This window comes from Alterotamlana spongicola, assembly GCF_035818475.1.
GTDB lineage: Bacteria > Bacteroidota > Bacteroidia > Flavobacteriales > Flavobacteriaceae > Cognatitamlana.
The window spans coordinates 329,779-355,138 of the sequence record NZ_JAYMGV010000003.1; the positions used below are offsets into that span (position 1 = coordinate 329,779).

The 25,360-nt window shown below is 35.3% G+C and carries 11 protein-coding genes; all 11 read left to right on the forward strand.

Annotation, left to right across the window (positions count from 1 at the left end; all coding sequences use genetic code 11):
- Position 1: 1 nt before the first annotated feature.
- Entirely contained in the window at positions 2-1,069 is a 1,068-nt protein-coding gene (locus VOI54_RS15655; protein WP_326284016.1) for a Gfo/Idh/MocA family protein, read from the forward strand.
- A 20-nt stretch (positions 1,070-1,089) separates the two neighbouring features.
- A complete protein-coding gene (locus tag VOI54_RS15660; protein ID WP_326284017.1) occupies positions 1,090-2,463 on the forward strand; it encodes an alpha-L-fucosidase in 1,374 nt (457 codons plus the stop codon).
- A gap of 7 nt (positions 2,464-2,470) precedes the next feature.
- Positions 2,471-3,706 carry an enolase C-terminal domain-like protein gene (locus tag VOI54_RS15665; RefSeq protein WP_326284018.1) on the forward strand — a complete coding sequence of 412 codons (1,236 nt, stop codon included), beginning with the start codon at positions 2,471-2,473 and terminating at the stop codon, positions 3,704-3,706.
- Positions 3,707-3,952: 246 nt separating this feature from the next.
- Positions 3,953-7,999, forward strand: coding sequence for a hybrid sensor histidine kinase/response regulator transcription factor (locus VOI54_RS15670; RefSeq protein WP_326284020.1), 4,047 nt, complete (start codon positions 3,953-3,955; stop codon positions 7,997-7,999).
- A 332-nt stretch (positions 8,000-8,331) separates the two neighbouring features.
- On the forward strand, positions 8,332-11,442 hold the full coding sequence (locus VOI54_RS15675) for a SusC/RagA family TonB-linked outer membrane protein (protein ID WP_326284021.1): 3,111 nt from the start codon (positions 8,332-8,334) through the stop codon (positions 11,440-11,442).
- A gap of 11 nt (positions 11,443-11,453) precedes the next feature.
- On the forward strand, positions 11,454-12,923 hold the full coding sequence (locus VOI54_RS15680; RefSeq protein ID WP_326284022.1) for a RagB/SusD family nutrient uptake outer membrane protein: 1,470 nt from the start codon (positions 11,454-11,456) through the stop codon (positions 12,921-12,923).
- Positions 12,924-13,029: 106 nt separating this feature from the next.
- Positions 13,030-16,374: a VCBS repeat-containing protein gene (locus tag VOI54_RS15685; RefSeq protein WP_326284024.1), complete on the forward strand. Its 3,345-nt coding sequence runs from the start codon at positions 13,030-13,032 to the stop codon at positions 16,372-16,374.
- Positions 16,375-16,591: 217 nt separating this feature from the next.
- A complete protein-coding gene (locus VOI54_RS15690; RefSeq protein WP_326284025.1) occupies positions 16,592-18,940 on the forward strand; it encodes a glycoside hydrolase family 2 protein in 2,349 nt (782 codons plus the stop codon).
- 20 nt (positions 18,941-18,960) lie between these two features.
- Complete coding sequence (locus VOI54_RS15695; protein WP_326284026.1) at positions 18,961-20,442, forward strand: MFS transporter; 1,482 nt, start codon at positions 18,961-18,963, stop codon at positions 20,440-20,442.
- A gap of 9 nt (positions 20,443-20,451) precedes the next feature.
- On the forward strand, positions 20,452-22,737 hold the full coding sequence (locus VOI54_RS15700; RefSeq protein ID WP_326284027.1) for a glycosyl hydrolase family 95 catalytic domain-containing protein: 2,286 nt from the start codon (positions 20,452-20,454) through the stop codon (positions 22,735-22,737).
- Complete coding sequence (locus tag VOI54_RS15705; protein WP_326284029.1) at positions 22,737-25,163, forward strand: DUF5703 domain-containing protein; 2,427 nt, start codon at positions 22,737-22,739, stop codon at positions 25,161-25,163. Before VOI54_RS15700 ends, VOI54_RS15705 begins: the two co-directional genes overlap by 1 nt.
- Positions 25,164-25,360 lie beyond the last annotated feature (197 nt).

The following is a 25,360-nucleotide window of genomic DNA, read 5'->3' on the forward strand; positions in this document are numbered from 1 at the left end:
TATGAATATAAATCAACAACCTAAGTTACCCCAAAAACCATTTCCTATAGTAATTATTGGAGCGGGAGGCATTGTTAAAGATGCCCATTTGCCGGCATATACTATGGCCAGGTTTAGAGTTTTGGGAGTCTATGATAAAATAAGATCAAAGGCGGAAGCCTTAAAAAATGAATTTGATATTGTAGATAGAGTGTATGATACTCTGGAGGAATTAATTGCAGAGGGACATCAATATAATGCGGTATATGATTTGGCACTTCCGGCAAGTCTCCATGCAGAAATATTAGAACAACTTCCGGACGGTGCATCGGTACTCATTCAAAAACCTATGGGGAACACTCTTGCAGAAGCTAAACAAATTCTGGAAATCTGTCAAAGGAAAAAGTTGATTTCGGCAGTGAATTTTCAGCTAAGGTATGCTCCCTATATCATTACAGCAAGAGAAATGATTAATAAAGGTTTACTGGGAGATATTTACGATATGGAACTTATGGTATGTGTATATACCCCTTGGCATTTATGGGATTTCTTATTTCAGTTACCTAGAGTAGAGATTTTATATCACAGTATACATTATTTAGACTTAATACGAAGCTTTCTGGGAAGCCCTAAAAAGATTTACGCCAGTACTGTAAAACACCCTAAAATGAAAACATTGGCATCTACCCGTTCAACTATGATTTTAGATTATGATGAATGTACTCAAGCCAGAGTTATAACTAACCATGGTCATGATTTCGGATTACAACATCAGCGTTCATATTTTAAAATAGAAGGCACAAAAGGTGCTATAAAAATACGTATTGGATTGTCTATGGATTACCCCAGGGGACTTCCTGCAAAGTTTGAGTATAAGCTACTTGAAGACAAGGCGGAAACATGGAAAGAAATAGATATTAAAGGCGGTTGGTTTCCGGAAGCTTTTGTTGGTACTATGGCTGGATTACAAAGACACACATTGGATAAAAGTGTGCCATTACCTCACCATACTTCAGACGTCTATGAAACAATGAAATTAGTAGAAGCAGCCTATCAGTCCAGTGAAAAAGGAGGAATTATTATACAATAACAAATTAAACATAATTAATTATGAAGCTATTAAAAATGACTGGTTTAATATTATTAATAACCATTAATGTCAATGCACAATCCCTTGGTGGAGGAGAAGCTAATCCTAATTTAAAAACACACTCCGGGGCATTGAAAAAATTTCAGGATAATCGATTTGGTATGTTTATTCATTGGGGGCCTGTGACACTTCGTGGTAAGGAAATATCCTGGTCAAGAGGAAATCAAATTCAGAAAGAAGACTATGATAATCTTTATAAAGAATTTAACCCGGTATTGTTCAATGCCCGGGAGTGGGTGAAGACCGCCAAAGATGCAGGAATGAAATATATCGTATTAACTACAAGACATCATGACGGATTTAGTCTTTGGGATAGTAATTATTCTGATTATGATATGGCAGCTACACCTTATGGGAAAGGCATTGTAAAAGAATTAGCCGACGAGTGTAAAAAACAAAATATTGACTTTGGTGTATATTACTCTATTTGTGATTGGTGGCATAAAGACTATCCTGTAGAATACCCTTCCCCTGATTACAAGTTTCATATAGAGAAACAAATAACCGACCCGGCTCTTAAGGCTAAAATGGATAGATATGTTCAGTATATGAAGAATCAATTGAAAGAATTGATTGAAAATTATGATCCAACTATGATCTGGTTTGATGGAGAATGGGAGTGGGCGTGGACTCATGAAATGGGCATGGACATGTATGCTTATTTACGTACACTTAAAGATGACCTGCTCATTAATAATAGAGTAGATAAAGGGAGAGAAGGTATGCGAGGCATAACAAAAAGTGAAATTTTTGCCGGAGATTATGCAACGCCGGAACAACAAATTGGGAAATTTGATAATAAAAATGCCTGGGAAACCTGTATGACCATTGCTAATCAATGGGCCTGGAAAGCTAATGATAAGTTAAAATCTGAAAAAGAATGTATTCAAACTCTACTTCAAACCATTGGTGGAGATGGTAACCTGCTATTTAATGTAGGGCCAATGGCAGACGGGCGTATTGAACAACGCCAAATAGATAGATTGAAAACCATGGGAGATTGGTTAAAAATAAACAAAGAAGCGGTTTACGGTACCCGGGGAGGGCCATACCAGCCAACAGATTACATGGTTACAACCCGAAAAGATAACAAAATCTACATACATCTCTTAAATAGTACAAAGACACATTTGAAACTGCCTTTTCCTAAAAATGTAAAAATTAATAAAGCTTACTTTTTGGACGGGAATATACCTTTATTGTATAGTCAGGATAAAAACACTATAAATATTAGTTTACCCGAACAGAAACCAAATGATATTGCTTCGGTAATTGTTTTAGAATTAAATAAACCAACATTAAACATTGAAGTAATAAGTCGAATAAATTATTAAATACCAGATGGGGAAAACAGTAGTCATAAAAAGAGCAATCGCATCAGATGTACGGTTTAAATTAAATGATGGAGCCGGTTCTGATGCCATACATACCACTCCAATTTATGCATATGCCGTATGTAAATTACAGACTGATCAAAACATGGAAGGTATTGGTTTAGCCTTTACTTTGGGGATGGGAAATAATTTGGTTTGCCAGGCCATTGAACATTTAACAAAGCATGTTGAAAACAGAGACATTAATGAGCTTATGGCTAACTTTGGATCAACCTATAAGGCTATGGCTGAAGATCCCAACTATAGATGGCTGGGCCCTCATAAAGGCATAGTACATTTAGCACTGGCATCTGTTGTAAATGCCTGTTTTGATCTCTGGGCAAAATCCAGAGGTCTACCCCTTTGGAAATTGCTTATCGACTTACCTGCCCAAGATATTGTAAATACATTGGATCTTTCTTATTTGGAGGAGGTTCTCACGCGAGACGAAGCTGTTGCTATTTTATCAAATAATGCAATAACCAAACATGAACGAACCGGTATTTTAAATACAGGATACCCGGGATATGATACTTCAGTAGGATGGTTTAATTATACGGATGAAAAAATAAAAATAAATGTATCTAAAGCTATAGATGCTGGTTTTACAGCAATGAAGCTCAAAGTGGGATCAAAGGATATAAAAAGGGATATCCGCAGGGCCAAACTGGTTAGAGAAACAGCCGGAGATAAAGCCACAATTATGTTAGATGCTAATCAACAATGGCATTTATCAAAAGCCATAGAGATCTGTAATGAACTAAAAGCGATTAACCCATATTGGGTTGAAGAGCCTACACATCCTGATGACATTGCTGCCCATGTAACATTAGCAAAAGAAATTGCTCCAATAAAGCTGGCTTTAGGGGAGCATGTTCCCAATAAGATTATCTTTAAAAATTTTTTACAATCAGGCTGTATGAGCTTTAATCAGGTAGATGCGGTTAGAGTTGGAGGTATTTCAGAGTTTATAACTATTAGTTTGCTCTCTAAAAAGTTTGGTATTCCTGTAGTTCCGCATGTAGGGGATATGGGACAGATTCATCAACATTTGGTGTTGTTCAACCATATTTCTATAGGGCATAAAGCCCTTTTCTTAGAGCATATACCCCATTTAAGACAGTATTTTAAATATCCGGCTCGGATAATTGATGGCAGGTATCAAATACCACAACAACCAGGAATGAGTGCAGATTTTGTATAATGATAGAATATATACCCGTATGATAAGACAACTTATTTCTTATTTATCATATGAAAAATGTTATTAGTTAATATGATTGACTCTTTTGAGTTTTATATAAGTAAATTCCGAGACACGTATAGTTTGTTGATTTTAAAATATTTGTGTGAGGTGTTGGTTTTTTTTTATCCTGATTCATTGATATCTTTACTACTGCAAGATGAAGTTATTTTTGTAAATGATCATTTATTTGTACCTAGATAAGTTATGAGAGTTAACTCTGCAGATATAGTACTTTTTTTTATACTTATTTTATGTAATTCCCTTTACTGTAGTTCCCAATCACAACCTATATTTAAAAAAATTGATCAATCTAACGGATTATCAAATGGCAGGGTTAGCTGTGTTGTAAAAGAGGCTGGTGGTTATATTTGGATAGGAACAACAAACGGATTAAACAGATATGATGGAAAAGAATTTGTAGTCTATAATAAACAGAATAGCTCTATTTCATCTAATGATATATCTGATTTATTAATTGATAACAAAAATCGAATTTGGGTAGCCACCTTTGGAGGAGGCTTAAATTTATATAATGCTCATAAAGATACTTTTGTAACTTTTAAAAAAGAAGATGAAAATGGTATCCTGTCCAATGAAGTTTATACCATTTTTGAAGATTCAAGTTTTAATTTATGGTTTGGAACTAAAAATGGTTTGTCATTTTATGATGAAAGGCAAAACAGGTTTATTAATTATAGGCATCAAAGAAATGATAATCAATCTATAGGGTATAATGATGTTAGAAGTATAACTGAAGATCAAAATGGCAACTTGTGGCTTGGAACTATGGGAGGGGGGCTAAATAAATTTAATATTAAGCAGAAGAAATTTGAATATATAAAATCACTTGCTGGAGTTACATCAGATTATATTTATTCAATACAAAGTATTGGCAATAAACTACTTATAGGAACTAATGGAGCAGGGCTATTAGTTTTGGATATGAAAAGTTTGGAATTTTCCAAAGTTGAACTGTTACCTAATGACCCTGTCAATATAATAAGGCGTATAATGAAAGATAGCTATGGTGCTATTTGGGTTTGCACAGATGGTAGTGGTCTTTTTAAAATTGAAAATATTAATTTATCAAAAAGTAAAATTTTAAATTATAGGTATAGCTCAAAATTAGAATCTTCAATTTCCAGTAACTCGATTTATGATATTATAGAAGATGAAAATTCTAATCTATGGATTGGTACAGCCTGGAATGGAATAAATGTACTGAGTCAGGAGGATAATCACGCTCTTTTAATAGGAACAGAAAATAATGAACCTCCATCTTCAGTTTTAGCTGTGTATAAAGGCAAGGATTATCTTTTAGGGTTAGATGGGAAAGGGCTTTCGGTTGTACATAATAATGGTAAAATAAAAAAACGCTATAGTAAACTTCATGAAAAATATATTGGAGCAGATTATATACAGTATATTAAAAAAGGAGGTAATGAAACGTATTGGATAGGTACTTTTATTAATGGATTAGTAAATTTTAACCCAGAAACAGAATCCTTTATAGGTTACAGATATAAAGTAAATGATACGCAATCTCTGAGTTATAATGATGTTAGATACATTACTGAGGATGATCATTCTAACTTATGGATAGCAACATGGGGCGGAGGACTGAATCATTTAAATACTAGTACTAAAACATTTACAAGATATAAAAGTATAGAATCCGATTCCCTTTCTTTAAGTAGTAATAATATAATATCAATGCAAAAAGATGCCGAAGATCTATGGTTGGGTACATTTGGCGGAGGGGTGAATCTATTTAATACAAAAACCAAAGAGGTAAAGAGGTATATGTATTCGGATTCTAACACGAATTCAATTAGTAGTAATTATGTGTTTAGTGTCTTAAAGGATTCCAAGGATAATATATGGATAGGAACTGCTGGAGCGGGGATTAATTTATTTAATAAAGCTACAGGAAAAATGAATCGTTTTGAGCAATACGAAAATATTCGTTTTCAAACCGTTACTGCCATTGTAGAAGATAATGAAGGAGTAATTTGGTTTAGTTCTAAGGAAGGCATTTATAATTATGACTACAATACGAATAGCTTTAAAAGTTTTGAAAGTTTCAGAGGAGAGTATCATATCAATGCGGTTATAAAAGATGAAAACGGTTTTTTGTGTTTTGGAGGATCTAAAGGCCTTATGGTGTTTAACCCCAAAACGGTGGTTGCTGAAAATGTAAACCCGGATGTAAAGCTTACAAGTTTCAAACTTTATAATAAAGAAGTTCCCATAGAAGAAGAAGGAATATTACAAAACGAAATTTCATTTACTAAATCGATTAGCTTAAAACACAATTTGAACGTAATTACTTTTGATTTTGCGGCTATGCAATTCCCTTTTTCAACAAATTGTGAATACGCTATAAAATTAGAAGGTTTTGATAAAGACTGGAGAGAGATCGGGCACGAGAGAACTACTACATATACCAATCTACGGCATGGTACTTATACTTTTAAAGTAAAAAGTAAAACTTCCGGAAGTACATGGGAGGATAACTTTACCTCTATACAAATTGAGATAGAAAAACCATATTGGCTAACATGGTGGGCTTATGTAGTTTATGCTTTGGTCGTTATTTTAATCTTTTATGTATTTAGAAAATATATTATTTCTTGGGAACAAATGAAATCAAACCTGGAGTTTGAAAGGTTGTCTCATGAAAAAGATATTGAGTTATATAATATAAAACAGCAATTCTTTACTAATATTTCTCATGAGTTGAGAACACCAATTACACTTATAGTTGGTGTTGTAAATAAAATTTTAAGAGAAAGAAGCAATTCCAGGGAAAAGGAATCAAGCCAGGTAGAAGCACTGGAAAAGAATAGCAAACACCTACTAAATCTGGTAAATGAATTATTAGATTACAGGAAATTAGAAAGTAGTGAAGTTAAGATAAAAGCCACAGAAGAGGATATTGTTACGTTCTGTAAAGAAACCTTTTCTGCATTTCAAGAAGAAGCAAAGGAAAAAAATATTGATTTTTCATTCATTTGTCAAAGTTCTCATATACATCTGTGGTTTGATAAAATACAGATGGATAAGGTGTTATATAATTTAATTTCAAATGCTTTTAAATTTACAAACCCAAAAGGAACAATAACACTACAAATTCAGGACACAGATGATAAAGTTGTGTTAATCCTGAAAGATGCAGGCCTTGGAATTTCTTCAAATAAAATAGCTAAAATATTTGACCGCTTTTATCAGACTGAAATAAAAAATAGTTTTAAGAATAAAGGCTATGGTTTGGGCTTATCTATTGTCAAGGAAATTATTGAACTGCACCAAGGGGATATATGTGTTGAAAGCGAAAAAGGTAAGGGAACAAAATTTACAATTGAATTAAAGAAAGGTAATGAGCATTTTAGTAAAGATGACCTAGGTGGAAATGAATTGAACTCAGAAAGGATAGAGAATTACTATAATGTTGAATCAGATATAAAAAAGGAAAACATAATATTAGAGTTAACTGAAAGGCAGAAACTATTAATAGTAGAAGATAACCTAGAAATAAGAAGATATATAAAAGATTTACTTCAAGATGAGTTTGATGTTTTTGAAGCAGAAAATGGAAAAACAGGCCTAGATATGGCTAAAAATATAGCGCCCGATCTTATTATTAGTGATGTTATGATGCCGGAAATGAATGGTATTGATTTAACTAAAGCATTAAAAAATAATATGGTGACAAGCCATATTCCGGTAATGTTGTTAACTGCAAGAGCATCAGTGATGCAACAAATGGAAGGATATAATACAGGCGCAGATGAGTATGTTACAAAACCTTTTAATGAGCAGTTACTAAGGAGCCGTATAAAAAATCTTCTTAGAAACAGGACATTGCTCCATGAAAAGTTTCGAACTGAAGAAATAGTTCCCATTAATGAAATTTCTAAAAATGATGCCGATAAGGAGTTTCTTAAAAAATTAGGAGAGTTAATTCATAAGCATATTGATTCAGATAGCCTTAATGCTAATTTTATTTCCAAAGCCATGGGGATGAGTCATTCGGTAATATATAAAAAAATAAAGACCTTAACTGGTTTAACGTTAATTCAGTTTATTACAGATTATAAATTAAAAGTTGCTAAAAAACTCATTGAATACCATGGCGTTTCTGTAACAAATGCAGGTTATTATATAGGGTATTCTGACCGTAAGCATTTTAGAAAACTTTTTAAATCCCGTTTTGGGGTAAACCCCTCATCTTTTCTAAATAAAAAATAGATTTTACTCGTATAAAACGAATATTTCCCCCATATAAAAACGAATATTCCCCTCAAAATAATTGGTTTAAATACGGTACTTGCATTCAAAATAGAATTGAATGTTTGAATTAGTTTTTAGTTAATTGAAAGAGGAGGTGATTTATGGCTTTCAAAACACCTCTTCTTTGTTATTTTGACCTTACCTCAAATTTGTCAACTCTAATAAGCTTTAGGAAGTAACCTTTAAAAACAATTATATATGGTATGAATTTTACACAAATCTTTTATTAACGAATGAATTTAAACAATGATTAAACTAACTAAGAATTTAACATGAAAAAAACTGGTAAAATGAAATTAAAATACAGTATTATAGTTTTAATGCTATTGTGCCTGGTCATAAATGTAAATGCATCAATAGCAGATAACCTGTCAGATATTGAAACTATTACTCAAGAACATACAATTATAGGAACAGTTACAGATGCTAACGGACAGCCCTTGCCCGGAGCAAATGTTATAGAAAAAGGAACAGCAAACGGAACAACTACAGATTTTGATGGCAATTATTCATTGAAGGTTAGTAGTCAAAATGCTAATTTGATAGTGTCTTTTGTAGGTTTTTTAAGTAAAGAAATAGCTGTCAATGGGCAGTCATCCATTAATGTTTCTTTGGAAGAGGATACTGCACTGCTTGATGAGGTGGTTGTAGTAGGATACGGAAAGCAAAAGAGAAGCGATGTAACCGGAGCAGTAGCTTCAATAACACCAAAGGCCTTAAAAGAATTACCGGTAGCGCGTGTAGATCAGGCAATACAAGGGCGTATTCCAGGAGTTGAAGTGCAGAACAACGATGCCGCTCCAAATGGTAGAACAACCATAAGAATTAGAGGCTCCAACTCCATCCAGGGTGGAAATGACCCGTTGATTGTTATTGATGGATTTCAGGTAGGTGTTCAAAACTTTGATTCAAACACAATTGTAGGAGGGGCTTTAAATCAAATAAATCCGAATGATGTTAAATCTGTTGAAGTTTTAAAGGATGCGTCGGCAACAGCTATTTATGGTTCTAGGGGAGCTAATGGAGTTGTGCTGATTACCACAAAGGGAGCAAAAACAGGGAAGCCGTCAGTAGGATATAGTAGCTTTTTAGGCATTAATAAAATTGATAAAAAGTTAAGCTTATTAAATGCAGGGGATTATGCAGAAACTGTAAATGCGCATAGAGATGAAACAGGAGGATCGGCAATATTTACTGCCTCTGAGATTGCAGATTTTAGAGCTAATGGAGGTACAGATTGGCAAGATGAAATCTATAGAACAGGATTTACTCAAAACCATCATTTAAGTGTTGGTGGGGGCAATGAAGATTTTTTATATTATTTAGCCGGAGAGGTAGTTGATCAAAAAGGGATTGTTATTGGAACATCTTATAGAAGATATGCTCTGAGACCAAATTTAAAAGTAAATGTAAACGATAAATTAAGTGTTAGTTTAAGAGGATACTTTTCTAAAGAAACAAACCATCCAACCGTTCAAAATAGTTTTGGGGGAAGCCCAATTTATTCAGCTCAGGTGTGGGCACCGGTTAAATCTGTTTTTGATGACAATGGAAACTATACATTGCCGGGAGGAGGGTATGGCCCAACAATTAATACTAACCCTGTTGGTTCAGCAATAGAGCCTGTTGTTGATGATTTTGATAATACAACATCATTAAACGGAGAAATAACCTATAATATTACCAATGATTTGACCTTTAGTGTTATGGGAGGCTATCGATTGATTGACTATGAACACAATACTTTTAATAATGCCAAGGTCAGTCAAAACTTCGGTAGAGAATTTGCTTCTATTCTAAATGGTAGGTTTACAACTTTACAAAACACTAATATTTTAACATATCAAAAGGAAATAGATAAGCATAATATTACTGTTACTGGGGTTTTGGAGCAGCAATATGAAGAATTCAATGAATCATTTATTTCTGGTGAAGGGTCCTTGGTGAACACGGGTACATTTAACAATATTGGTGTTGCGGAAACAGTTTTTGATCCAAGATCTATTAGACAAGAACGAAGTTTATTGTCGTATATGGGAAGGTTAAATTATGTATATGACGGCAAATATATGATAACACTTACAGGAAGATCAGATGGAGCTTCGGTATTTGGAGAGAATAACAAACGTGCCTTTTTCCCATCGGCAGCTATAGGTTGGAATATCTCAAATGAAGATTTTTTAAAGGATAATGAAACTATAACAAATTTAAAGTTAAGAGCCAGTTGGGGTAAAGTTGGGAATCAGGCTATTCCCCCTTATGGATCCCTATCTAGGTTAAATGCCGGAGGTTTAGCTGCATTTCCGATAGATGGTCTTAACACATCAGTTGGTGTGAATATTGACACCAGAGCAGAGAATCCGGATTTAAAATGGGAGACCACTACACAGACCAATATAGGTCTTGATATGGATTTCTTAAAAGGAAGGATTCAGACAAACTTTGATTATTATGATAAACAAACTGAAGATTTATTGCAGTTGGCCGGTTTACCAAATACCTCTGCGCGTACTGAAGTACTGAGAAATATTGGAAAGGTAGAGAACAAAGGATTCGAAATTTATCTTGGAGGAACACCAGTTCAAGGCAAGTTTAATTGGAGTACCGGTGTAACGTTTGCTAAAAACAAGAATAAAGTTACCGATTTAGGAGACGTTACCGAAATGGTTATAGGAAGTGCACCTGTACCTGGGTTTGATAATTCAATATGGTTACAGGAAGGACAGCCTTTAGGGTTATTTAGAGGTTATGAATATGCAGGTGTTTGGAAAACCAGTGAGGCTGCTGAAGCAGCAACGTTTTCAAGTGGTGGAACAGCATTTTTCCCAGGGGCACCTAAATTTGTAGATCAAAATGGAGATAATGTCATAGACGCGAGCGATATCGTAAATATAGGAAATGCACAAGCAGATTTCTCCATAGGGTGGAGCAATACGTTTAGCTATAAGAACTTTGATTTGAATGTATTCATTCAAGGGGTACAAGGCAAAGAAAATTTTAATGTGGCGCGTTTGAGAGTAGAGACTACTTCTAATGATTCTGATGCTACTAGTACGCGTATTTCCAGCAGGTGGACACCAACTAATGAAAATACTGATGTACCATCTTTTGAAGGTTATGCGGCTTTTCCTATTCGTAATTCAAGCAGATGGATAGAAGATGCTTCATATCTAAGGCTTAAAAATATCACACTGGGTTATAATTTACCTGATAGTGCAGTTTCAGCTTTAGGTGTTGATTCGTTTAGACTTTATTTTACGGGAACTAATTTGTTTACAATAACGGATTATACAGGATATGATCCGGAAGCTAGTACAGGTGTAGATACATTTGCCGGAATTGATTTGGCATCATTTCCATCTCAAAAAATATACACGTTCGGATTAGATATTAAATTTTAAAAATGAAGATTATGAAAAATAAAATTAATGTACTGCTAATAATAATTGCATTATTAGGTTTTAACGGATGTACAACTTTAGATGAGGAGCCAGAAGGTATTTTAAGTCCAACAAATTTTTTCAAAACAGAATCTGACTTTGACGCGGCCTTGATTGGTATAACAGCACCTATGTGGCAAGCATGGTCTGGCTATACTTTTGATTGGGGAATGATGGCTATTCCTGGAGGAGGAGCTGATGATGTAGGAAGTACAGCTGATGCGTTTGCTCCTTTTGAGCGATTTAATCCAGACCCCAATAGTGGTTTGGTATCTGGTGCCTGGCAAATACATTATGCCACCATAGGAAATGCCAATGCATTAATTAGTAGTGCAGATAATGCCGACGGGATTTCAGAGGAAAAACTGGGCGAATTGGTAGGTCAGGCAAAATTTTGGAGGGCCTTTGCTTATTTCCAATTAACCCAATACTTTGGGGAAGTTCCTATCATCACTACTGAAAACGTTGGTAATGCAGATATGGTCGGACAATCACCTGTTGCTGATATTTATGCTATAGTTGTTCAGGATCTAAAAGATGCTGAAGATGGATTGCCAGATAGTTTTCCAGAGAGAATCAAACCTACAAAATGGGCAGCAAAATCACTTTTAGCAAAAGTTTATTTAACAATGTCGGGTTGGCCGTTAAAAGATGGTTCTACTAAAGCATTGGCAGCAGCTAAGGCAAAAGAAGTTATGGATGATGGACCTTACAGTTTGGAGGTTGATTTTAAAGACCTATGGTTAGAAGCAAATAATTTAACAAATTCGGAATATATTTTCTTTTTCAAAGGAGTACCTGGTGCCTGGCCATTAGACTTTGGAAGTCATTTTCATCACTCAACAAGACATCCAAAAGAAGGTGGGTGGGGTAACTGGCATAGTGAAGCGGCCTTTTTTAACAAATTTCCGGATAGCTATAGAAAAGATATATCCTTTACTACTAGTTGGCCAGACGGGACTTCGTTTCCGGCTGATGTTTCAGTGCCTTATGTAGCAAAGTTTAGAGATGGCGGTGCCGGAGTTATTGCTTATGAAGATACTGATTTGGCAGGAGCACCAAATACAGGAACAGCCTCTTATGTACATATGCGTTTTGCTGATGTGCTGTTAATTTATGCTGAAGCAGCAGGCAGTACATCAGAAGGTGTAGAAGCCCTGAATAAAGTCAGAAGACGAGCTAATAGTTTGGATATCAATACACCCGATAATTCTGTAGATTGGCCCACAGTAGGACCTGCAGACTTTGATACCGCAGTTATAGAGGAAAGAGCCTGGGAATTAGCTTTTGAGGATAAACGTTGGTTTGATTTAGTAAGAAGAGAACTATTGGTAGAGGTTAAAGGAGGGGAGTACCCGCATATCAATCAAAATTATGGTTGGTTGCCTAAACCGGCAACAGAGGTTGATCAAATTGATGGTTTAGAACAAAACACCTATTAATAGCTCTGTTTTTAAGTAGTTTTATTTAATCTTAAAAGTAAGCCTTTTCATTATTTACTCAGATATAATGAGAAGGCTTTTCTTTCCTATTATTAATTGATCAGTAATGATTCGAATTCTTGTATCGCTGTTTTTTTGTTGTGTTCTGCTAAGTTCATGTAAAAGGACAAATTCTAAGCAGGACTTCTTTACCGTTTTGTTTGAAAATGAAACAGATATTACATTCCATAATCAATTGGATGAAACCACTTATATGAATGGGTTTTTTTATGAATACTATTACAATGGTGCAGGAGTGGCCACAGCTGATTTTAATAATGACAGTTTAATAGATATTTACTTTGTAAGCAATAGAAGAGCAAATCACTTGTACTTAAATAAAGGTGATTTAGAATTTCAAAATGTTACAAAAGCGTCTAATACCAAAGGGGGCTTTGGTTGGCCTACTGGTGTTACAGTAGTAGATATCAATAATGATGGGCTATGGGATATCTACATCTCAAAATCGGGAAGAATACCCAATTCCGAACATAAAAAAAATGAGCTATTAGTTAATAAAGGAGTTGATAAGGATGGGATTCCGCATTTTGAAGAGGAGGCTCAAACATATGGCTTGGATATTTCGGCACAATCAACACAGGCAAACTTTTTTGATTATGATTTGGACGGCGATTTGGATTTATTCTTGATAAATCATGAATTGGATGTTTATGATGATGAAGATATACCCCTTTTAATCTCACAGCGTTCAAATGATTCCGGAGAGCAATTGTATAAGAATGAAAAAGGTGTTTTTAAGGAAGTAACCACAAAATCGGGTATAGTTAATAATCGGCTAAGCTTTGCTTTGGGGTGTTCTATAGGTGATGTAAACAATGATGGTTGGCCGGATATATATACAGCCCATGATTATTCAGAAAAAGACCATTTGTATTTAAACAATCAAGATGGCACATTTAAAGAAGTGTCCTTACAAAGTTTTGGGCATGTATCTAACTTTTCCATGGGCAGTGATATAGCAGATATTAATAATGATGGTTTGCTGGACATCATGTCTCTAGATATGATGGCACAAGATAATTATTCCCAAAAGATCAGTATGAGTGGTATGGATACCAAAAAATTTGAGAATACTGTTGCATTGGGATTACATCATCAATACATGTACAATGCCTTGCAAATCAACAATGGTATAAACAGGGAGGATAGTATTCCGCTGTTTTCAGATATAGCTCAATTGGCTGGTATAAGTAGTACAGATTGGAGTTGGTCGCCTTTGTTGTTTGATATGAACAATGATGGGTACAAAGATATATTTGTTTCAAACGGAATTAAACGGGATTTTAGAAATAACGATTTTGCTGTTTATAAAAAAGAAAAACAAGAGGAGGCAAAAAGGAAAAGAAAGTTAGATAAGAAAGCTTATATAAGGGACCTCTTAAAAAAAATGCCTACTCGAAAACAGGAAAATATTTTCAAATTAAACAACCGGGATTTTACGTTTCATGATATTCGTATAAAACAACCCAAAACAAGTTCAAACGGTGCGGCTTATGCCGATTTTGATAACGATGGCGATATCGATATGGTTGTTAATAATTCAGATGATAAAGCTTTTATCTACAGAAATAATTCAGGAAATAACAATAACTACATCAAAATAAGATTAGAAGGAACAAATCAAAATAAAAATGCTATAGGAGCACGAGTAGAAATTATTAGTCAGGGAGCCCTTCAAATAGCCGAGAATTATATTTCCAGAGGGTTTCAATCTGCCATGGCAGATGCTTTGCATTTTGGACTTGGAACAGGTGAAAAAATTGATACCCTTATTGTAAGGTGGCCGGATGGAAATTTGCAATATCAATATAACATAAAAGCAAATCAGACTTTAACAATTCAATATAAACCAACAGGCAAATTTATTCCAGAAAACTTAAGAAAAAGCAACTATTTGTTCAAAGATGCTACGAAAGCTTTTGGTGTTGCATTTCAGCATAGAGAGAATAAGTATAACGACTTTAAGGTAGAGCCATTAATACCCCATAAAATGTCACAAATAGGACCGGGATTGGGTGTGGCCGATGTTAACAATGATGGCCTGGACGATTTTTATATTGGAGGAGGTAAGGGACAAGCAGGAGCCCTGTATCTACAAACTAATAACGGAAAGTTTGAAGAGTCAGTCATACCGATATTTGAAAAAGACAAACAACATGAAGATACGGGAGCCTTGTTCTTTGATGCCGATGGTGATGGTGATCAGGATTTATATGTTGTAAGTGGAGGTAATGAAAGTACACCCAATGCTCGGTATTACGAGGACCGCTTCTATGAAAACATGGGAAATGGGCGTTTGGTGAGATCAAACAGTGCCATTCCACAAATTACAACTAGTGGATTAAAGGTTACAGCTGGTGATTATGATAATGATAACGACTTAGATTTGTTTGTTGGAAGCCGGGTAAAACCTATGCATTACGGACAATTCTCTAAAAGTTTCATTTTAGAAAATAAAAGTGAACCGGGGCATATAAAATTTGTAGACAAAACAGAGATTATTGCACCGGAAATAACAAACTATACTATGGTAACAGATGCTTTATGGGTAGATTTCGATAAGGACAATATGTTGGATCTGGTACTAACCAATGAGTGGGGAACCATAGATATTTTCAAAAACCAAAACCCCGGTTTTATAAAGAAAACATCGCAATATGGTATGGCACATCAAAAAGGTTGGTGGTACAGTATTGCGGCTAATGATATTGATGGTGATGGAGATACTGATTTTATTGCTGGAAATTTGGGATTAAACTATAAATATAAAGCATCTCAGGACACTCCATTTTATATGTATATTAACGATTTTGACAAAAATAATTCTGAAGATATTGTCCTAGCTTATCATGAAGATCAAAAAGTATTTCCCTTACGGGGACGTGAATGCAGCTCTAACCAGATGCCATTCATTAAGGAAAAGTTTGAAACCTATGATGCCTTTGGAAAGGCAGAATTAAAGGATGTTTACGGAGAGGCACTAAATGAATCTATAGTACACAAAGTTACCAATTTTGCAAGTGGCATTTTTAGATGTCATGACCATACTCAATTAGAATTCACACCTTTTGACAATGCAGTACAAATATCTTCAATCAATAAAATTTTGGTTGAGGATTTTGATGACGACGGGTATAAAGATTTAGTATTGTTAGGAAACCTTTATGAGTCTGAAGTAGAAACACCCAGAAACGATGCAAGTTACGGTCATTTTTTAAAAGGAAACGGGCAAGGGGATTTTAAGGTGATCCCTGGGCAAAAATCGGGGTTGTTTATAAAAGGTGATGTAAAAGATGCCGCTATAATACATATTGGAGAAAAGGTACAAGGGAAAAAAGCACTAATCGTAACTAAAAATAATGATGCTGTACAGTTAATTAAAGTCAATTAGTAATTCATAATGAAAAATTTAAAGTCAATCTTCCTTAATAAATTATTGCCCGCTCGCATCCAACATATATTGCTTATTGGAAATAAGAATGACTCTTTTGGTTCTCAAAAAGTTTTAAGGCTATAAATATTAACAAGTCTTAAGATTTCATAAAGTATAGAAATATTATATAGGCTAATTATAAACCCTCTAAAAGAGCGATTTCAAAAAAATATAAATGATAAAAATTGCATATAACATTCAACTTAAAAGACAAATAACACTATTACTTATGGGGCTACTGATTTATAGCTGCGCTACTAAAACACAAGAAGCTACAAAAAGAGAAATTTATAGTTTCAATCAAAACTGGAAATTTAAAAAACAAAGAGATGAAAATTGGAAAAATGCTTCTCTGCCACATACAGCTAATATAGAGCCGGCTGTAATTGATAAACAACAATGGCAAGGAAACTGTTGGTACAGAAAAAGATTTAAAGTAGATTCCAAACACCAGGGAAAACATATTGCTCTATATTTTGAAGGAGCTATGCAACTAGCAGAAGTATGGTTGAATGATAAATTAATAATGCGCCATGATGGGGGATACTTGCCATTTTATGTAGAGTTAACGGATAAAATCTATTTTGATAAGGAAAACGTAATAACCGTAAAATTAAATAATGAGGACAATCTACAAGTACCTCCGGGGAAACCAATTGCTGAATTGGATTTTAACTGGTTTAGTGGTTTGTATCGCAATGTTCACTTAATTATAAAAGATAAGATTCATATAACCCACCCAATTCAGACCAATATTGTAGCTGGTGGAGGTGTTTTTGTTCAAACCTTGGAAGCAACAGCTAACAAAGCAAAGCTTAATATAAAAACTGACATTTTAAATGATTCCGAAGTTTCGGAAGCTTTGAAAATTCAAAGCAATATTTATAGCGCTTCAGGTAAGTTAGTGCAAACTCAAACAAGTCAATTCAAAGATGTTTTAAGTAAGGAATCTGATTGTTTTGTTACAGAAATTGATATAGAAAATCCGGATTTATGGTCTCCTGAGTCTCCGGAATTATATACTCTGAAAACTTTTTTATTAAAAGGCAATATTATTGTAGATAGTAAGGAAACCACTTTTGGAATCCGCTCAATAAAATTTGACAAAAAAGGATTTTATTTAAACGGAAAAAAATACAACTTAAGAGGTACCAACCGCCATCAGGAATATCCTTATATAGGTTATGCTTTATCTGATAATGCCCAATATCGGGATGCCTATAAAATAAAACAAGCAGGATTCAATTTTGTGAGATTGTCCCACTATCCACAATCAGAGTCTTTTATGAAAGCTTGTGATAAGCTGGGGCTTTTAGTCATGGATGCTATTCCCGGGTGGCAATTTTTTGGAGATGAAACCTTTCAGGAAAATTGTTATAAGGATATACGTCAGGTAATACGTCGCGATAGAAATCATCCTTGTGTTATTTTATGGGAGGCATCACTAAATGAATCGGATATGTCAAAGCCCTTTATGGACAAAGCTCATGCTATTGTACATGAGGAATTTCCCGGAAATCAGACCTATAGTTGTGGTTGGATAGATTATGCTTATGATATATTTATTCCGGCCAGGCAACATGCAACAGCACCGGATTATTGGAAAAAATACGATAATGATAGGCCATTGTTAATTGCAGAGTATGGAGATTGGGAATACTATGCCCAAAATGCAGGCTTTAATCAAACGGCCTTTAGTGATTTAAAAGATAATGAGCGCAACTCCCGTCAGTTAAGAGCAGAAGGACAAAAATGTTTGGCACAGCAGGCTTATAATTATCAGGAATCACACAATGATAATTTATATAATACAGCAGCCGGAGATGCTAATTGGCTGATGTTTGATTATAACCGGGGTTATGCTCCGGATATAGAAAGTTCAGGAATCATGGACATTTTCAGGCTACCAAAATTTGCCTATTATTTCTATAGTAGCCAACAAGTGTTAGATAAAGAAGATCCCGTATTGTTTATTGCTAATTATTGGAACGATCCATCATATAATCGCGTGAAAATCTATAGCAATTGTGATACAATAGAGCTATGGCTTAATGGCAAACGTATTGAAAAAAGACAACCGGATACAGATAAGAATTCAACAAATCTCAAACACCCTCCATTTACGTTTAAAAATGTAGCCTATCAAAAAGGAACCTTAACAGCAAAAGGTTTTGCAAACGGAAAACAGGTAGCAGAAACAAGTGTAACCACACCGGAGAAACCGGCAAAAATTGAGCTGTTTATAGATAAATCCAATAAACCTTTACAGTCAGGGTGTAACGATGCGGTTTTTATATATGCTAAAATCATGGATAAAAATGAGAACTATGTACCATTAGCAACCAATAAAGTGAAGTTTGATGTAGAAGGCGATGCAGAACTCATTGGAGATAACCCAAGCATTTCGGAAGCAGGGATAGCAACTATACTTTTAAAAGGAGGTACTACCAGCGGTATTGTAAAAGTGAGTGCTATTTCAGATGGCTTGGAGAAACAAAATATAGAGGTTTTTATTGAAGAGTAATACAAATAACAAGAAAAAGTATGAGTAAGCAGGAAACATATTCTAATATTGATAATATAATACATAAAGTGCCTCTTTACGAAAAAATAGTTTTGGGTATAGGTGCATTGTCTATGTTTTTTGGTTATGCATCCATTAGTATTTTGGCATACCCTGTATACAACATCCTTTTAGGGGTAAATACTGCTTGGATAGGAGTAGCCCTTATGGTACCCAGAATTTGGGATTCCATAACAGACCCGCTTATGGGGAAAATATCTGATAATTTCCAATCCAAATGGGGGCGCAGACGTCCGTTCATTGTATTTGGTGCCATTACCATGGGTATATTGTTTGCATTGCTTTGGTTGGCTCCTCAAAGTTGGAGTGAGGGTGAAAAACTGACCTATTTTATTGTGTTACAACTGTTATTTTTTACAGCTTACACTATTTTTTCTGTACCATTGACAGCCCTGTCTTATGAAATGACACCAGATTATCATGAAAGAACTAAAGTCATGTCCTTTATGGCTTTTTTTCACAAATTGGGTGAACTGCTGGGAGGCTGGATGCTTCCCTTCGCTACTACCATAGGCCTTGTCCTGGTAGCAGGTGCAACCGACTTGAATATGGAAGGCGTTACTGTAATGGCCTTGATTGTAGGCGTTGTTTTTATGGCTCTGGCAGGTGTCTTACCGGGCTTATTTGTAAAAGAGCGGTTTAAACCCAAAGTGAAAAAGAAACAAAAAGTAAAACTTTGGAACAGTATTAAAGGTGCTTTTTCGAGTAAACCCTTTGTATTGCTGGTCATCATCGTTGTGCTTAACGTGCTTTCAGGGGTATTGGCCATGGGCATAGATCAGTATTTATTAATCTATTTTATGAATGATGGTAATTTGGGCAACGGGTTGTTACAAAAAGCAATATTGACTACCGGATATGGTGTAGTAGGTTTTGCTTCCATTCCTGTTATTTCGTTTCTGGCTAAAAAATTTGACAAAAAAGGAGCTTTGTTTTTTGTATATTCTCTAATGGCCTTTGGAGGGATTATGAAGTGGTATATTTTTACACCAGGACATACTATTTATAATCTCAACCTTGGTTTTACTATCTTGCAATTAGACCCAATCATTCTTATTGATCCTTTGTTATGTGGTCCTATGTGGGTAGCTGTTAAGATTATGCTGGGGTCTATGATGGCAGATATCTGTGATGAAGATGAACTCCATTATGGGCAGCGTCGGGAAGGGATTTTTGGAGCTGTATTCTCTTGGTTGGAAAAAATGGTGGTATCACTTGCGTATTTAGGCACAGGTTTGGCACTTGCCTTTGCTGCGTTCAATCCTGATTTAGGAGCAAATCAGGCACCGCAAACATTTACAAAAATGCGCTTGTTTTTATCGGGGGGGCCAACCATTACAGCATTACTGGCTATTGTAGCCGTTTATTTATATCCGATAAATGCTAAAAGGGCTAAACTAACCAGTCAGATACTTGAAAAAAGGAATAAAGAAACACATTAAAGATATAAAATGAATAAAACGCTTACAGGTTGTTTTCTTTTAATTTTGGTATCATGTATTAACAAAATTAAGGAGGTAAAAGAAGAAAAGGATATTTTTGCTATGGATGTCTATGAAGAGAATAGATCTCCTGTTCAAGGTATTTCAGCAGTTTTTTCAAAACCACCCGCTAGAATTCCGGTTCCTTATTCTGTTGATGCACCCATGCTTGGAAACGGGTTTACAGGGGAGGCACTATCAGGAAACCCCGAAAGCCAAACCTATTATTTAGCTCGAAACGATTTTTGGCGCTTAAAGTCATCCTTTAACCAATCTTTTCCGGCTGTATTAGGGAAAATAATCATTGATATTCCTGAATTGAAGGGAGCGTCGTATTTAGTTGAACAGAATTTGTACGATGCGAAAACCTACTCATCTTTCTCTAAAGCAAAACAGAAGGTTCGCTTAAAGACTTATGTTTCTGCTATCGAGGATCTTATGGTGGTTGAGGTAAGCCTTAGTGGTAAAGGAGAATTAGTAGGGAATGTTCATCTTGACCTTCCTGATAGCCATGAACTAATCAATAACCCACCGTTAGATTTAATTTTCCCTGCAACAACCAAACAGGGGATGACCGATGAAGGTATAAGTTATATTTCAAGAGGGTTTGAAGAAGATGTAGATATTCCATCCAAAGCTGCCTGTGCTCTTTCCATCTTGGGAAGTAATACAAATAGCTTTAAACTTAAAGAAGGAAAACCAGTTTTTATTGTAGTTACCTTTTCCAGTAATTTTAAGAGTGATGACTGTTTAAAGGCTGTTGTAAAAAGAGCAGGAGCCATAAATAACAGAGATTTACTAGCTGTTGAAGCCCGTCATGAAACCTGGTGGAAAGACTTTTGGTCAAAATCCTATATAGATATAGGAGAATCCGTAATAGAAAAACAATACTATCTCTCAAATTATAGTATGGGGAGTTTAAGTCGCGATAAAGACTTTCCACCCGCAATTTTTGGAACATGTATTACACAAGAACGTCCACATTGGAATGGTGATTATCATTTAAATTATAATCATTTCGCTCCGTTTTATGGATTGTTTTCCTCTAATCATATCGAACAGGCGGTTCCATCCAATATGCCTATTCTAGCACAGCAGGAACGGGGTGAGTATTATGCTAAAACAATCTGTGGCATAGAAGATGGAATCCTGTTACCTGTGGGAGCTGGGCCTTTAGGCATTGAAACAACCCGAAAAAATGAATTGATGACGAAGCAGCGTTCCAATTGGATTGAAGAAGGAAATGTAGAAGATGAAGGGTTGTTTTTTGGACAAAAAAGTAATTCGTCATACAGCATAGTAAATATGGCGCAACACTTTTATTCAACTTATGATAAGGAATATACTAAAATATATTATCCTTTTGTAAAAGGAGTAGCCATTTTCTGGGAAGGTTACTTGACCTGGGAAGGTAATCGATATGTGATTTACAAAGATGCTATACATGAGGGATCAGTAGGTGATAAGAACCCAATTCTTTCGTTAGGGCTGGTTCGTCTAGTAATGCAAACGGCAATTGATATGAGCAAAGACTTAGGAGTAGATCAAGATCGTAACAATCGGTGGCAACATATCCTTGACAATTTATCGAATTACACTTACCAGGAGCATGATGGAAAAAGTGTATTTAGATATACCGAAAAGGGAATGGCATGGGCTGAAGGTAATACGTTGGGAATTCAACATATTTACCCTGCCGGCCAAATACATTTGGATAGTGATCCGGAATTATTAAAGGTGGCTTATAATACCATCGAAGCTATGCAACGATGGATCGATAATAATGGTTCCAACAGTTTTTTTCCCGCCGCTGTACGTGTAGGTTATGAACCGAATATCATACTCCAGGAGTTACGCAGGTATTCCCAAAACACATATTCCAATGGTTTTCAACTCGAAAACCCCCATGGCATAGAAAACTTCAGTACTGTACCCAATACTATTAACGAGATGTTATGTATGGGGCATGCAGGAGTGTTGCGAGTATTTCCTGTCTGGCCAAAGGATAAAGACGCCCGTTTTTATAACCTGAGAACTTTTGGAGCTTTCCTTGTCTCTTCTGAGTTATCGGATAGCCAGGTTACCTATGTGAAAATTACAAGTGAGAAAGGGAAGACTTTAAAATTTAAAAATCCCTGGGCCGGCAAAGATGTAGAGGTTAAGAGTAATATGTCAAAAACAAGGAAAATGAAAGGAGATATGCTAGAAATTGATACTAAACTAGGAGAGAAACTTAGATTAAAAAAAATGTTATAATGAAACAAATAAGCCAATACTTAATCTTATGCTTTATCGTGCTTTCATGTAAGAATGAGATCAAGGATATTAACATTGATTACATAGATCAATACAATGTAATATGGGATACTCAAAGTAAAAATTCTTCCGAATCTATGCCGGTAGGCGGAGGAGATATAGGCTGTAATGTGTGGGTAGAAAAAGGAGATATGCTTTTCTATATGTCTCGAAGCGGTACGTTTGATGAGAACAATACCATGCTCAAACTGGGGCGAACCAGAATTCAATTGGAACCCAATCCCTTTAAAGGAACAGGAGCTACGTTTAAACAAGAGTTAAACCTACGCGAAGGCTGCATATATATTACCGGAAAAAATAAAGAAGTAGAAGCCACTATAAAATTATGGGTTGAGGTTTTCCGTCCTGAAATTCATGTAGATATAGAAAGTTCTATACCTATTTCAGTAAAAAGTACATATGAAACCTGGCGTGCTGAAGATCATGAATTAGCGGCAAATGAACGTATGCAATGTATGAGTTTTAATACGACTACCCCAGAGCAGATCTCAGTAACCACTTATAAAGATTCGATAAGACATAGCAATAAAAAAGTAATTTGGTATCATCGAAATCGCAATAATGACTTGGTGTTTGATAAAGAAGTAACACAACAGCATCTTGTTCCTGTTAAAGAAAAATTGTGGAACCCACAAAAAGACTTGACTTTTGGGGGAAGTATGCAGGGAGAGCATATGTCTTTTTCAAAAACGGTATCCGGGCGTTACTTAAATACGGATTTTAAGGGTTGGATGCTAGTAAGTAATACACCGCAGACTAAGCAAGAAATAACTATTCAACTCAACATAGCCAATTCAGAAACAGAGAAAAGCTGGCAAGATGGATTAGAAGAGCTATCAAAATCAAAAATATCAAAATTTGAAAGATGGCAGAAAAACCTGGATTGGTGGCAACAGTTTTGGGACAGGAGCCATATTGTAATTAATGAAAATGCAAAAGATAAAGAAAATAACAAAGGCTGGCAGATAGGTAGAAACTATCAATTGTTCCGTTATATGCTAGGATGCAATGCCTATGGAAAATACCCCACCAAGTTTAATGGAGGGCTGTTTACTTACGATCCCCATTTGGTGTTGGATTACTATCCCAATGCTACACCAGATTTCAGACAATGGGGAGGTGGGAGTTTTACGGCACAAAATCAGCGTTTGATCTATTGGCCCATGTTAAAATCAGGGGATTTTGATATGATGCAAACCCAGTTTGATTTTTATAAAGGCATTCTAAAAAATGTTGAATTAAGAACAGAAAGTTACTGGGGGCATAAAGGAGCCGCCTTCCCTGAACACCCTCAAACATTCGGACTGCCATATGCCGGTATTTACCAATACAAATGGGGGGATGAGGGTTTAGGGCCAAGAAAAGAAAAATACAGTACCCGATATCTGAAAAAAAGTAATGGAGATTCCCTTAAAGTAATGGATCCCGGGTATTTAAACAATCCATGGGTGTCCGATCAATATGATACAGTTTTGGAGTTTTGCTTGATGATATTGGACGCAGAGCAATTTACAGGACAGGATATTAATCAATATATTCCGCTGATAGAAAGTACACTCAGCTTTTTTGATAATCATTATCGTTATTGGAATAAAAAGCTAAACGGAAAAGAACTCGATGAAAATGGACACTTGGTAATTTATCCAGGCACAGCCTGTGAAACTTATAAAATAGCCAAAAACCCAGTACAAACTATTGCCGGCTTAAAAACAGTTGTCAAGCGGCTTTTGGAGCTTCCGGAAGCTTATTTGTCGCAGGAAAGAAAAGCATATTATAAGACATTTTTAGAATCAGTTCCATCAATTCAATTCCGGGATATGAACGGACATAAAACCATTGCTCCGGCAACGTCGTGGGAATACTTTTCAAATCAAGAGATTCCACAACTATATCCTGTATATCCTTATGGAATTTATGGCTTGGGAAAACCCGATTTACAAGTGGCTATAGATACCTGGAAATATGGTATAGACGATCCCATACAAAAAAATTATGTGAGTTGGCATCAAGATAATATTTTTTGTGCTCGGTTGGGTTTGACAGATGAAGCTAAAGCGCTAACCATAAAAAAAATGCAAGATTCCGAAAGGCGGTTTCCGGTTTTTTGGGGCCCGGGACATGATTGGGTTCCTGATCATAATTGGGGAGGGGCCGGTATGATAGGGCTTCAGGAAATGTTATTGCAAACTGATGGAAAAGAAATTCGAATTTTACCCTCATGGCCCAAAAAGTGGCAGGTTGATTTTAAACTGCATGCACCATATAATACCATAGTCAGTGCAAGTTATAATAAGAAAATTAAGAATTTAAATCTTACGCCTTACAAAAGAAAAGAAGATGTCTTTATGAATGAAGATATTAAATAAGGCAAATAATCTAAATAGGTTAAAAGTATGATTAAAAAGTTAGAATTATTAATTAAGCACTTTTTTATTGTAAGTTATGTTGCATTGATTGTGGTTCAATTATTAATAATATTATCATTGATGCTAATCTGCCTTTTGTAAAGAAAGTAAAAGGTATTGATTTTCAATTTAAAGACAATTTAACAGTCAAACTCTAT